This window comes from Pontibacter rufus, from assembly GCF_015694705.1.
Classification (GTDB): domain Bacteria; phylum Bacteroidota; class Bacteroidia; order Cytophagales; family Hymenobacteraceae; genus Pontibacter; species Pontibacter rufus.
Map to the genome: position 1 here is coordinate 605,010 of NZ_JADQDR010000001.1, position 11,951 is coordinate 616,960.

At 52.1% G+C, this 11,951-nt stretch carries 12 protein-coding genes and 1 pseudogene; 4 read left to right on the forward strand and 9 right to left on the reverse strand.

The features are described 5' to 3' along the window. Nucleotides 1–3 precede the first annotated feature (3 nt). From I2I11_RS02770 to I2I11_RS02790, 4 genes and pseudogenes are all read right to left on the reverse strand, one after another. Nucleotides 4–1,341, reverse strand: coding sequence for a heavy metal-binding domain-containing protein (locus tag I2I11_RS02770; RefSeq protein ID WP_196266118.1), 1,338 nt, complete (start codon nt 1,339–1,341; stop codon nt 4–6). Continuing rightward, nucleotides 1,319–2,590, reverse strand: coding sequence for a TolC family protein (locus I2I11_RS02775; protein WP_196266119.1), 1,272 nt, complete (start codon nt 2,588–2,590; stop codon nt 1,319–1,321). The genes I2I11_RS02770 and I2I11_RS02775 overlap by 23 nt, the downstream gene beginning before the upstream one ends. Then, nucleotides 2,577–5,789 (reverse strand): annotated as a pseudogene (locus tag I2I11_RS21520) (efflux RND transporter permease subunit). The gene I2I11_RS02775 and the pseudogene I2I11_RS21520 overlap by 14 nt, the downstream one beginning before the upstream one ends. Nucleotides 5,790–5,961: 172 nt before the next feature. After that, nucleotides 5,962–6,393 carry an HYC_CC_PP family protein gene (locus tag I2I11_RS02790; RefSeq protein ID WP_196266122.1) on the reverse strand — a complete coding sequence of 144 codons (432 nt, stop codon included), beginning with the start codon at nt 6,391–6,393 and terminating at the stop codon, nt 5,962–5,964. Nucleotides 6,394–6,617: 224 nt separating this feature from the next. Between I2I11_RS02790 and I2I11_RS02795 the strand changes: the two genes are divergently transcribed. Genes I2I11_RS02795 through I2I11_RS21200 form a run of 3 tightly spaced genes read left to right on the forward strand, consistent with a single transcriptional unit; the run spans nt 6,618 to nt 7,816 of the window. Beyond that, nucleotides 6,618–6,989 carry an ArsR/SmtB family transcription factor gene (locus tag I2I11_RS02795; RefSeq protein WP_196266123.1) on the forward strand — a complete coding sequence of 124 codons (372 nt, stop codon included), beginning with the start codon at nt 6,618–6,620 and terminating at the stop codon, nt 6,987–6,989. Nucleotides 6,990–7,022: 33 nt separating this feature from the next. Then, the gene (gene merTP / locus I2I11_RS02800; protein WP_230679847.1) at nt 7,023–7,607 is read left to right on the forward strand and encodes a mercuric transport protein MerTP; all 585 of its coding nucleotides are present in this window, start codon (nt 7,023–7,025) and stop codon (nt 7,605–7,607) included. Then, nucleotides 7,607–7,816: a GDCCVxC domain-containing (seleno)protein gene (locus tag I2I11_RS21200; protein ID WP_230679848.1), complete on the forward strand. Its 210-nt coding sequence runs from the start codon at nt 7,607–7,609 to the stop codon at nt 7,814–7,816. Before merTP ends, I2I11_RS21200 begins: the two co-directional genes overlap by 1 nt. A gap of 94 nt (nt 7,817–7,910) precedes the next feature. Here I2I11_RS21200 and I2I11_RS02805 read toward each other — a convergent pair whose 3' ends face one another. The 4 genes from I2I11_RS02805 to I2I11_RS02820 all read right to left on the reverse strand — a co-directional run bounded on the left by I2I11_RS02805 (nt 7,911) and on the right by I2I11_RS02820 (nt 11,168). Continuing rightward, a complete protein-coding gene (locus I2I11_RS02805) occupies nt 7,911–8,684 on the reverse strand; it encodes a metallophosphoesterase family protein (protein ID WP_196266125.1) in 774 nt (257 codons plus the stop codon). 81 nt (nt 8,685–8,765) lie between these two features. Continuing rightward, the gene (gene arsB / locus I2I11_RS02810; protein ID WP_196266126.1) at nt 8,766–9,854 is read right to left on the reverse strand and encodes an ACR3 family arsenite efflux transporter; all 1,089 of its coding nucleotides are present in this window, start codon (nt 9,852–9,854) and stop codon (nt 8,766–8,768) included. Between the two features lie 69 nt (nt 9,855–9,923). Next, nucleotides 9,924–10,769 (reverse strand): arsenite methyltransferase, encoded by an 846-nt coding sequence (locus I2I11_RS02815; RefSeq protein WP_196266127.1) that lies wholly within the window; start codon nt 10,767–10,769, stop codon nt 9,924–9,926. A gap of 66 nt (nt 10,770–10,835) precedes the next feature. Next, nucleotides 10,836–11,168, reverse strand: coding sequence for an ArsR/SmtB family transcription factor (locus I2I11_RS02820; protein ID WP_196266128.1), 333 nt, complete (start codon nt 11,166–11,168; stop codon nt 10,836–10,838). Between the two features lie 162 nt (nt 11,169–11,330). Between I2I11_RS02820 and I2I11_RS21525 the strand changes: the two genes are divergently transcribed. Then, nucleotides 11,331–11,651 carry a DUF6660 family protein gene (locus I2I11_RS21525; protein ID WP_370582906.1) on the forward strand — a complete coding sequence of 107 codons (321 nt, stop codon included), beginning with the start codon at nt 11,331–11,333 and terminating at the stop codon, nt 11,649–11,651. Here I2I11_RS21525 and I2I11_RS02825 read toward each other — a convergent pair. Beyond that, entirely contained in the window at nt 11,648–11,929 is a 282-nt protein-coding gene (locus tag I2I11_RS02825) for a hypothetical protein (RefSeq protein WP_196266129.1), read from the reverse strand. The genes I2I11_RS21525 and I2I11_RS02825 overlap by 4 nt on opposite strands. Nucleotides 11,930–11,951 lie beyond the last annotated feature (22 nt).

The following is an 11,951-nucleotide window of genomic DNA, read 5'->3' on the forward strand; positions in this document are numbered from 1 at the left end:
TTATTACTTGTTTATCTTGATAAAACTTTCACTGTCTACCAGGAACTGGGCGTTGCCGGCAATTACATCGCCCTGCGCCAGCCCCTCCAGAATTTGTGTCTGGTCACCTTCGGTGGTGCCGGCCGTAACAGCCACAGGCTCGAAAACACCATTTAGCTTTTTAAAGGCGACAGACCTGGTGCCGATGTCCAGCACGGCGGCTTTGGGTACCCAGAGGGAAGGGGCCGTCGTATAGCTGGCTTGTGCGCTTACCAGTTGCCCCACGCGTGCCAGCCTTTGCTGCCCCGGCAGGTATACCCGCACCTTTGCAAAGTTTTCCCCTTCCTGGTAGAAAGGTTGCAGGAAATCCACTTTTGCCTCCAGCTTCTTGCCGGGCAGTTGCGGAAATGTGATATGAACAGCGGTTCCTTTTGCCACGGCGCTAACCTGGCCGGCAGGGATGTTGAACTCTGCCCATAACTGTTCTGGATTTACCACGCGCAGCAAAGGCTGGCCGGTGCTTACATACATGCCTTCACGCAACTGAATGTCCTGGCCGGCAGCCGGGGCAGCAGGAGCAGCGGGAGCGGCCCCGGCGCTACTGCCGCCGCCCATACCGCCCATTCCGCCACCTGCAGGGGCAGGGGCCGCTGCGGCCGCCATACCTGGTGTGGCGGCAGGCGCTGCGGTGTTGAGGCCGATCACGTAGCCATCGTAGGGGCTGTAGATGGCGAAGGTATAGCTTGCTTCCCCGGTGCGGATAAGGCGGTTGATCTGGGCATCAGTAGCGCCCAGCAGGCGCAGCTTTTGCTTGGCTGCCTCAATCAGTTGCTTGTCGTCCGGAGCCGACTGCACCAGGTAGAGCAACTCCTGCTGTGCCGTGATTAGTTCAGGGCTGTAGATTTCCATGAGTTTCTGGCCTTTGCTGATCGGCTGGAAGTTATACTTGACGTACAGCTGCTCGATGCGGCCTCCTACACGTGCCGGAACAGTGTATACTTTGCGCGGGTCATAGGTGATAACGCCTTCCATTTCCACGGTGGCCTGTACTGTTTTCTGTTTTGGTTTGGTAGTGGCTACATCTGATACTACACTGCTGTTCGTGGGTTCCAGTAAAAAAGCCAGGTCTTCTGTGATGGCAGCTTCTTCGCCGCTGCCAGGTTGAGAGACGGGTACCAGATCCATACCGCAGATGGGGCAGGTGCCGGGCTCGTCGCGCACGATTTGCGGGTGCATCGGGCAGGTATAGGTGGTCGCTTCTCCTTCGGCGTGCTGCTCTTCTTTGTCGTTACAGGCACCCAGCGTAATTAGCATCAGGAAAGCCAGTAGGTATAAAACACTATTTCTCAATTTCTTTTTCATAATTAACGGCCATTAAGTATAGCTCCTGTAATTTGTTGAGGTACTCCATCTGCGCCATGTTCAGCGCCTCCCAGGCATCGATTACCAGTGGCAGTTCGGCGCTGTTCTGCTCGTAGGCCAGTATCGTTACGTCGTAGTTCTTTTTCAGCGCCGGGAGAATCCTGGTTTTATAGTTTTCCACCTGCTCCCGCATCGTGTTCAGTTCCAGCGCCATGTTGCGCACCATGCCCTGCGCCTCGTTCAGGAGAGCTTCCCGCTCTTGTTGCATCGCTTCAATTTCCAGGTTCATGGCTTTGGTGTTGGCTTTATACGTCTTAGATGACCACGGCGCAATAGGAACGGAAATCATACCCATCGCGGTGAACTGTTGCGGCATCATCGGGGCGCGTGGCATCATGTGATCGAAGCGGATGCTGAAGTCCGGCTTGCGCTCCAACTGCTCCATCTCTGCATTCAGCTGCATCGCCTGTATCGTCCTGTCCAGCTGGCGCACATCGCTACGCGCACTGGTTAAATAGGCGGTGTCTGCGGCAAGTATAACCGGCTCAGGTACAGCTACTGTTGTGTCGATGCTGTACTTTTGCTCCTTGGGCAGGTTCATCAGGATGTTGAGCTGCACGTTCTGCTGCGCGATCTGGCTGGCCGTCATCAACTGCATGTTCTCTACCTCGTGCAGCCTCGCCTCTGCTTTATACACGCTGCCCAGGTTGCCCTGGCTGTAGGGGTAGCGGATTTTGGCCAGCTTCAGCATATATTCCATGATGCGCGCATTGTCCTGGAGCACGTCCATTTTCTTCTCCAGCACCAGCCAGGTATAATAAGCCGCTTTTGCCTGTGCCCGGAGTTCATTGAAAGTAACGTCCCTGCCTGCGTTCTCAATCGCGGCTTTGGATTTCAGGTATTTTTCTTTGGCGCGCAGCTTGGCCGGGTTCGGAATAGCCTGCTCCGCTGACAGCATCAGCATGCCTTTATCCCCTCCTTCCATTACTTCTGCGCCGGGATAGGGATACATGTACACGCCGCCGCCTACCATCGGCGGCATCCACGCTGTGGCGCCCTCGGCATAGGCATTCATCGCTTTGGCGCGGTAATTATACTCCTGAAGCATCGGGTTATTGTTGTTTATCCGTTGCAACACGCTGTCCAGGCTGAGGGTTTGCCGCTGCTGGGCCAGCGCCGGGGCGCCAACCATCAGCAACAGCATCACAAACAGCCAACTTATGTTCTTATATTTCTTAATGTTTAACATCGTATATCTCTAGTTTACCGTGTTTTCTTAATTCATATTCCTTCGTCATCTCAAATATCACCGGCGTTACCAGCAGGATGTGAATGGACGAGGTGAACACGCCCCCAATCAGCGGGAGCACAATCGGCAGCATCACATCGGTGCCCACGCCGGTGGCCCACAGCACCGGCACCAAACCGAACAAGGTTACCGACACCGTCATAATCTTAGGCCGGAGGCGCTTGGCCGCTCCCATGAACACATAGTCGCGGACGTCCTGTTTGGTGATGGTCTGGCTGCTGTTGCCTTTGGTGGCCACCAGCAGTTGCATCGCCTCGTTCAGGTATACTATCATCAGCATACTTGTTTCCATGGCCAGTCCGAACAGGGCAATGAAGCCTACCGCCACCGCTACCGACAGGTTCACGCCATAAAAATAGACGATGTACACGCCGCCGATCAGTGCAAAAGGAATAGTGCCCAGGTTGATGAGGGCCTCTTTCATGGATTTAAAGGAGAAGTACAGAATGAGGAAGATGATGAGCAGCACCAGCGGAATGATGATTTTGAGCGTCTGGGTGGCGCGTACCTGGTTTTCCCACTGGCCGCTCCACTCCAGGTAATAGCCGCTGGGTATGCCGGTTACTTCTGCATTTATCTTTTGCATGGCCTCCTGCACAGTGCTGCCCAGGTCGCGGCCGCGCACGTTGAAGAGCACGGCCCCGCGCAGCTGCGCATTCTCTGAGTTTATCATCGGCGGGCCGTCCGTAAAGCGGATGTCAGCCACAGATGACAACGGGACGGTGCCTTCGGAAGCGGTCTGGATCGGAATGCGCCGGATGCGCTCCACGCTGTTGCGGTAGTCCTGCGCCAGGCGCACATTGATGGCAAAGCGTCGTCGGCCTTCAACGGTATTGCCAATCGTGGCCCCGCCCAAAGCAGATTCCACAATTAAGTTCACGTTGTCCACCGTCAGGCCGTAGCGGCCCAGCGCCTCGCGGTTGATGTCTATTTCCAGGTATTTTCCGCCCGTTACGGGGTCCACGTACAGGTCCTGCACGCCGGGTACACCGTTTAGTGCAGCTTTCACCCGCTCCGATACCGCTGCAATAGAATCCAGGTTCTGGCCGTATACTTTTACGCCCACGTCGGTTCTTATACCCGTGGCCAGCATGTTGATGCGGTTGATGATGGGCATCGTCCAGCCGTTCACCACGCCCGGTATCTGCAATTTCGCGTCGAGTTCTTTGATGATATCCTCCTTTGTCACACCTTCCCTCCATTCGTCCTGTGGCTTGAGCATGATAATAGTCTCCACCATACTTAGCGGCGAATTGTCGGTGGCGGTGCTGGCGCGGCCGGCTTTGCCCAGCACACTTTTTACCTCGGGCACAGATTTGATAATTTTGTCCTGCACCTGAAGAATACGCTTTACTTCTGAGTTCGAAACGTCCGGCAGCGTAACGGGCATGAAGAGGATAGAGCCTTCGTCCAGCGGCGGCATGAACTCGGTGCCCATGCGCAGGAGCATCGGGATGGCGATGAGCAGCGCCAGTACGTTCAGACCGATGGTGGTTTTGCGCCATTCCAGGCACCATTTGAGCACCGGTCCGTATACGCGTTCCAGACCGCGGTTGATGGGATTGGCGCTGTCTTCCCTGAACTTGCCCCGCAGGAGGTAATACACCAGCACAGGCGAGAGTGAGATGGCTATAAAGGCGTCCACGATAAGTATAAACGTCTTCGTCCAGGCCAGCGGGCCGAAGAGCTTGCCTTCCTGCCCGGTAAGCAGGAACACCGGCAGGAAGGAGGCGATGATGATGATGGTGCTCCAAAACACGCTGGGGCCCACCTGCTTGCTGGCTTTTTCTATTATTCTGATTCTATCTTCTTTTGTCAGTTTCATGGGTCATTCTTTTTGAATGCTGGTAATTTGTTATTCCTCTTCCTGCTGTTTCCCTCTCGATGCATCTGCCAGGTGCCGATAGCCGTTCTCCACCATCACAATCGCATCGTCCACGATAACTCCTATAGACAGGGCAATGCCGGTGAGCGACATGATGTTGGAGGAGATGCCGAAGGCGTTGAGCAGGATAAAGCCGATGGCCACAGCAAGCGGCAGCTGGATCATGATCACCAGGGCGCTGCGCCAGTGGAAGAGGAACAGGAACACGACCAGCGCGGCCACAATCATCTCCTCTATTAAGGTGTGCTTGATAGAGTCTATGCTTTCGTTGATGAGGCCGCTGCGATCATAGACGATGTTGAATTTCACGCCTTCAGGCAGGCCTTTGGACAGTTCTTTCATTTTCGTCTTCACGTTGGCTATCACGTCAGCTGCGTTTTCACCGTAACGCATTACCACAATGCCGCCCACGGCCTCGCCTTCGCCGTTCAGGTCGAAAATGCCCAGCCGGCTTTCGCCCGTCATCTGCACGGTAGCCACGTCTTTTATCCGCACGGGAATAGTATTGTTGGTAGCGATGGCAATATTTTCGATCTCCTCTAGTGATTGCAGATAGCCCGTTGTTTTGACGATGTAGCCGATGCTGGAAAGCTCGAACTTGCGGCCGCCGGCCTCGTTGTTGTTGGCGCGCACCGCCTGTATTACCTGCGGCACGGTGAGGTTATAGTAGGTGAGCTTGTTGGGGTCTATCGTTACCTGATACTGCTTTTGAAAGCCGCCGAAGGAAGCTACTTCGCTTACGCCGGGCACGTTCTGCAAGCCGAACTTCACGTACCAGTCCTGCACGGCACGCAGCTCGCCCAGGTCCATTCCCGGCGCATCCAAAGTATACCATAGGATATGGCCCACGCCGGTGCCATCGGGGCCGAGGGTGGGAGAGACGCCGTCGGGCAGCATGTTTCCGATGCTGCTTAGGCGCTCCAGCACCCGCTCCCGTGCCCAGTAAATGTCGGTGTCGTCCTCAAAAATGACATAGATAAAACTCATGCCGAACATGGAGGCGCCCCGCACATACTTGACCTGGGGCAGGCCCTGCAGGTTGGTTACCAGCGGATACGTTATCTGGTCCTCCATAATCTGGGGGCTGCGGCCCATCCACTCGGTAAAAACAATTACCTGGTTCTCCGACAGGTCAGGGATGGCGTCTACTTTGTTTGTCTGCACGGAATAAACGCCCCAGCCAAACATGCCTGCTGCAATGAGCAGGATCATTATTCTGTTGTGGAGCGAAAAAGATATTAGCTTCTCAATCATGAAATTATAAATTAACCTATAAAGGAAGTATAAACTGGCCACTTAGGCAGTGGCAGTAAGAAGTGGTGCCCTAAGTATAATGTACAGGTATGGCCATGCAACATCCGTGGCAAAGTATAGCCTATAGCCACAGAAATTCAGCATGCCACAGGGGCACTAAAAGCCTGAAAGGTTAAAGAAGGAAGGATTGCACCAGCACCGAAATGTCGCGGGCCAGCGGGGGAGACGTATAAAGTGCGTAAGCAGGTGTTGTGGCTGCCTCGGGAACAAACAGCTGAAGTATAACAGCTTTGACAGCAGCTATAAATTTGATGTCTAACGCCCTATGCAGGGTGACTTTTGTGTCAGAGCCCGCGTCGAGGCGCTTCATTACGAAGCTATGATTTTCGCAGCAGTGACTGTCTTTCGCCTGTTTATGCTGTTTCTTTAGGCAAGGAGGCAGCTCTTGCTGCTTTGGGTCCATGGAGCAAGGCTGTGCCTTCCCCAATAGGCTTATATCCTGAATCTCTCCACCGCATACATGCATGCCCACCGCCATACCCGTCGAAGAGACGAGCACCAGTAGCGCAAGGGTAAGCAGTATGATTTGGCGGTATAGTTTCATTTGAATCAACAGTAACTAATTGTTTCAGGATACAAATTTAAGGAATGATGTATGTTAATTTATTACATAATTGTTAATTCCTTTTACATATTTATTGGGCACTGTGGCTCCGGCCATGCTGACATCAACGATAAACACATCATATTTTATTGAGCATTGCCATATATAGTTAAGTATTTGCTTAAATACTTTAGTTATGATATCTTTGTTGTATAAATTTGAAAATGAAAGAAGACAAAACGTGTATTCGGGTATATGCCGACAGGAAAAGGCTACAGCTGTGCGCTGAGAAGCTGAACTCAGCAGGGACCATAATTCAGGCGTTAAGCCAGGTGCTCAGCCTGGCCGGTAGTGAGACGAGGCTGAAGATTCTCTACCTGCTGGAGGAGGAAGGCGAGCTCTGCGTGTGCGACCTGAGCGACGTGCTGCAAATGACGATGCCTGCCGTATCGCAGCAGCTGCGCAAGCTCAAAGACGGTAGCATCATCCAAAGCAAAAAGGTGGGCCAGACGATCTTTTACTCCCTCCGGCAGGAACGTCTGGAAATCATAAAGCCCCTTTTCCAGCACATTAACAGTAAAACAGTAAAAGTATAAGAATTTATTATGAAAGCATCCTCTGTAAAACTTATGGGAACTGGTTTGTCAGCTGCCCTTCTGGCCTCCCTTTGCTGCATCGCACCACTACTGGCACTTGTGGGCGGCGCGACTGGTGCCATTTCCGCTTTCGGATGGGTGGAGCCTTTCAGGCCCTATCTGATAGCCATTACCCTTGTGGTGCTGGCGATGGCCTGGTACCAGCGGCTGCAGGCAAACAAAGCAACCACTGCCTGCGGCTGTGAAGAGGATGCGAAGCGGGCGTTCTGGAAATCAAACAAATTCCTACTGGTAATAAGTTGCATGGCACTGCTCCTGCTTGCTTTTCCCGAGTACGCGGGCGCGCTCTACAGACAACCTGAAGCCATGGCTGCCAGCGTGCAGACAAATTTCATGAAAACTGTGAAGCTTGAGGTAAAAGGCATGAGTTGCGAGGGCTGCGAAGCGCATGTGAACCGGGAGGTAGGAAAGTTAGCAGGTGTTTTTAGTGTGAGCACCTTCTATGAGAAAGGCAGTGCCGTTGTGAAATACGATAGCACGAAAGTGCAGCCGGCGCAGATACTGCAAGCAGCCAGGAAAACAGGTTACACCGTGGTCCTAGAAGAAAAGAAACCATAATGGGAGGAACGAAAACAGTTTCTGTGCTTACCTGTCCGGCATGCGGGCACAGCAAAGAAGAGCAGATGCCAACGGATGCCTGCCAGTACTTTTATGAGTGTACAAACTGCCAGACAGTACTGAAGCCCAAGCCCGGAGACTGCTGCGTGTACTGCTCCTACGGCACGGTGTCCTGCCCACCCGTGCAGCAAAACAAAAGCTGCTGCTAGCTTTTGTATCCTGATCCGGGAGAGACCTGTATTACTACGATTCGCTAGAATAGGGAAGTAGGAGCTGTTCTCTGCTGCCGTCCGGGTCCATATTTCAGTAAGCCCTTCGCAGCATATCAGCGTATGCGTTTGGCAGGGGACTTTCTTCCACGGCTCTTGCAGCCTTCTCCACATCATATTTAAAGCGCACAAATTCAACCTTTATGCTTTCTTGTATGATTGTACTTGCATTTTCTTGAATGGTCAGGATAGCGTAGCAGCCTCTTGTATCGCCGTCCTTGGGCTTACCGGCAGAGCCGATATTGATAGCATGCCGGTAGTGGATGATGCCTTCTTTTTCCTCCTCGAGTATGCGGTGAAAAGGCTTATGCGTGTGCCCAAAGCATAAAATGTTTGCATTGGCTTGCTGCATAATCCGGAGTAAGCTTTTCTCCTCCCTGTCTTCGAACAGATACTCATTTATCTTACGTGGGCTGCCATGCACCAACAGCATGTTCATCTGGTCATTGTTGAGCTGGTATTCCACCCTGATGTGGGCAGGCAGCGTGCGCAGGTAATTCCGCTCCGTCGGCTGCATCAGCTCATTAGTATAAGAAATGGAAACTTTGCCCATCGTTTTGTCCTCGTCTGTTTTGTACGCGCAGCCGCATTCATCGCTTGTGCGGCCAATGCCGTAATCATAGTTTCCGGCTATGGTCGGGATGCCTCTCCGGCGTATTTCATTTATCACTTCGTTTGGCCAGATGTTATACCCTACCAGGTCGCCGAGGCAGTAAGTGGCATCTATGGCCCTGGTTTCCATATCGGCAAACATGGCTTCCAGCGCGGGCAGGTTGGCGTGTATATCTGAAAAAAGTGCAATTTTCATAAAGACTGATTTTAGAATAGATAAGATAAATTTATTTGAAATAGATGGACGGCTAACAACTGAGAAAGAAGTATAGTCTGGCTATTTATTTGCTGGCGCGTGTTCCGGAAGTTTTGGGCTATACCACTTTTTCCGGAGCCAGAAAGCCACGTTGACCAGGGCTATCAGGGCCGGAACTTCGACCAGCGGCCCCACTACGCCCGCAAACGCCTGACCGGAGTTAAGGCCAAAAACAGCAATGGCCACCGCAATGGCCAGCTCGAAATTGTTGCCCGACGCCGTGAAAGCTACGGAAGCGTTTTCCGCGTAGTTGGCCCCGACCGCCTTGCCTACAAAGAAACTCACCAGAAACATGATGGCAAAGTATATCACCAGCGGCACCGCGATGCGCAGCACATCAAACGGTATCGAAACAATTAACTCGCCTTTTAGGCTGAACATGACCACGATGGTGAACAGCAGCGCAACAAGTGTGATGGGGGAGATGGCAGGTATAAACTTTGCCTCATACCATTCCTGCCCTTTTATGCGTATCAGCAACACCCGCCCCACAATGCCTGCCATAAAGGGAATGCCCAGGTATACAGCGACACTTTCGGCCACGGTAGCCACTGAGATATCCACAATGGCCCCTTCAAAACCCAGGAGCGGCGGGAGCTTGGTGATGAAGAGCCAGGCATAAAAGCTGTACAGGAGCACCTGGAAAATGCTGTTCAGCGCTACCAAGCCCGCAGCATATTCCCTGCTGCCGTCCGCCAACTCGTTCCAGACCAGCACCATGGCAATGCAACGTGCCAGGCCAATTAGGATCAGGCCCGTCATATACGCCGGGTAATCCCGCAGGAAAACAATGGCTAGCCCAAACATGAGCAGTGGCCCTATTACCCAGTTCAGCAACAGCGAGAGCGTGATGACCTTTACATTCCGGAAGACCTTTGGCAGAGGCCGGTAATTTACCTTTGCCAGCGGCGGGTACATCATCAGAATAAGTCCGATGGCGATAGGAATATTGGTAGACCCACTGGAAAAGGAGTTGATGTAGGCGGAGCTCTCGGGCCAAAAATAGCCGATGGCCACGCCAAGCAGCATCGCCAGGAAAATCCAAAGCGTGAGGTAGCGATCCAGAAAGCCTAGCTTTTTACGGTTATAGGCAGGGGCGCAGTGTTCCATGATTTAAGATAAAGTATAGAATAGATTTGAGCTAAAGTATAAGCCCCGCAAGCGGGCGGGGCTTATACTTTAGCAGCAGCCGGAGCCCGGCGTGCAGGTGGCGCCTTCCAAAGGTTTGTCGCCATACACGCTGATGCTGAAGATGCCCGTGCTGCTCTCCCGGAATTTCTGAATTTCATTCTCATTCAGGTAATCCCTCAGGATTTCGTCCGGCACTTGTATGGCTTTTTCTTTCTGCATGGTTACATTTTCAAAGCCCGCCTCATGTATAATCTGCAGGTATTCCGCTTTCTGGATAGCGCCGGAAACGCAGCCCGCATACATCTCGCTCGCTTTGATGATGCCCTGCGGCAACTCGCCCACCAGTACCACATCCGAAATGCTGAAATGGCCGCCCGGCTTTAGCACGCGGTAAGTTTCGGCAAAAGCTTTGCGCTTGTCCGGCACAAGGTTCAGCACACAATTGCTGATAACCACGTCGGCGCGATTCGCCGCAAGGGGCAACGCCTCGATTTCACCTTGCCGGAACTCTACATTGTTAAAATTAAGCTTGTCGGCATTCTCACGGGCTTTGGTTAGCATGGCTTCCGTCATATCCACGCCAATCACTTTGCCGCTTTCGCCGACGAGGGCACGGGCCACCAAGCAGTCGTTGCCTGCGCCGGAGCCGAGATCTACCACGGTGTCGCCTTTCCTAATTTGGGCAAATTCCGTGGGAAGGCCGCAGCCCAGGCCGAGATCGGCCTCCGGGCTGTAGCCTTCCAGCGAAGTGTAATTTTCAGCGAAAATGGCATAGTCTACGGTGCCGCAACCCGTGGCACCACAGCAGGAGGCCTCGTTCTGCTCCCTGCGCTGCTGTGCGATTTCGCTATACTTTTCTTTAACGATTTTCTTTAAATCTTCTGCGTTGTTCATAGGTTTATACTTTGGTTCTATACTTTAATTACATCGTAATAATGCGATGAATAATGACAAAAAAATTTAACAGCAGGAAGTATGACAGGGTTCATCGCCGGCAAACAGTACGGCCAGTGCCTGCTGTGCCTGTTTCCATTCCTGCGCATCGATGCAGTAGCAAACTTTTTTGCCTTCGATATCGCCCTTTATCAAGCCTGCCGCTTTTAGTTCTTTCAGGTGCTGCGACACTGTTGACTGCGACAGCGGCAGCTCCTCCACTATATCGCCGCAGATGCAGCTCCGGCGCTCCAGCAAAAGGCGGAATATAGCGATGCGGGCGGGGTGCGCCAGGGCCTTGGCATATTTGGCGACTGTTACGTCGGCTTGTGTAAACGCTGTTGTTTTAGATGCGCCCATACTTGTTTTTATAATCGTAAAATTACGATTAATATTCGGATTTCAAATCAATAAATTAAAAAACATACAAGATATGGCACAGGCCAGTTTTAGAAGCCTCGCTATGGTAGTATCTGAACATGCAATGGCATTGCATGTTTTTATTAGGTACCTTTGCCCTGAATGAAGTCTATACTTTACATATTGGGTCTGCTTTTGCTGGCGCTTTCCCTGAAACCATGCCCGGACAAGGCAAGCGCGGTGCGCAGTGAAAGACAGGTAATGGCTGTAGCTGGTTTGCACCAGGACCATCAAGATAGCGGTGCGGACCGATGTTCCCCATTCTGCGCCTGCCATTGCTGCCATACTCACTACCAGCCACAAAATGCAGCGGTTCTTGAAGACGCATCTTCGCCTGAGGTAGGCCGTGAGGTAGCCTCATACAGGAATAATTTCATTTCTTCTCTTTCCTATTCCATCTGGCAACCACCCAAGGTAGCCTAATTCTTTTCCTTTTCTTTTTGTGGACAGGCTTGTACATACCCGGCATCGGTATGCGCATGTCCTATTATCCCCATCCATTCCATCCAAATCAGGAAATAAAAATCACACAAAATCAGATTGAATTTAAATTTTGTCGATCGGAAATTGAAAAAACCAAATAAAAGCAAAGCTAACAACAGAAAGAAAACCAAGCAGAAGAAACAGATATACAGCTGGCGAAAGTTGCTAAAAATCATTGGGTTAGCAGTTGCAACCCTCTTGGCTGCTTTAGTTATCATAGCCAGAGTACATCATTTCTTC

Coding starts and splice junctions, on each gene's coding strand:
- I2I11_RS02770 (WP_196266118.1), bottom strand. CDS start 1,341: ATGAAAAAGAAATTGAGAAATAGTGTTTTATACCTACTGGCTTTCCTG.
- I2I11_RS02775 (WP_196266119.1), bottom strand. CDS start 2,590: ATGTTAAACATTAAGAAATATAAGAACATAAGTTGGCTGTTTGTGATG.
- I2I11_RS02790 (WP_196266122.1), bottom strand. CDS start 6,393: ATGAAACTATACCGCCAAATCATACTGCTTACCCTTGCGCTACTGGTG.
- I2I11_RS02795 (WP_196266123.1), top strand. CDS start 6,618: ATGAAAGAAGACAAAACGTGTATTCGGGTATATGCCGACAGGAAAAGG.
- merTP (WP_230679847.1), top strand. CDS start 7,023: ATGGGAACTGGTTTGTCAGCTGCCCTTCTGGCCTCCCTTTGCTGCATC.
- I2I11_RS21200 (WP_230679848.1), top strand. CDS start 7,607: ATGGGAGGAACGAAAACAGTTTCTGTGCTTACCTGTCCGGCATGCGGG.
- I2I11_RS02805 (WP_196266125.1), bottom strand. CDS start 8,684: ATGAAAATTGCACTTTTTTCAGATATACACGCCAACCTGCCCGCGCTG.
- arsB (WP_196266126.1), bottom strand. CDS start 9,854: ATGGAACACTGCGCCCCTGCCTATAACCGTAAAAAGCTAGGCTTTCTG.
- I2I11_RS02815 (WP_196266127.1), bottom strand. CDS start 10,769: ATGAACAACGCAGAAGATTTAAAGAAAATCGTTAAAGAAAAGTATAGC.
- I2I11_RS02820 (WP_196266128.1), bottom strand. CDS start 11,168: ATGGGCGCATCTAAAACAACAGCGTTTACACAAGCCGACGTAACAGTC.
- I2I11_RS21525 (WP_370582906.1), top strand. CDS start 11,331: ATGAAGTCTATACTTTACATATTGGGTCTGCTTTTGCTGGCGCTTTCC.
- I2I11_RS02825 (WP_196266129.1), bottom strand. CDS start 11,929: ATGATAACTAAAGCAGCCAAGAGGGTTGCAACTGCTAACCCAATGATT.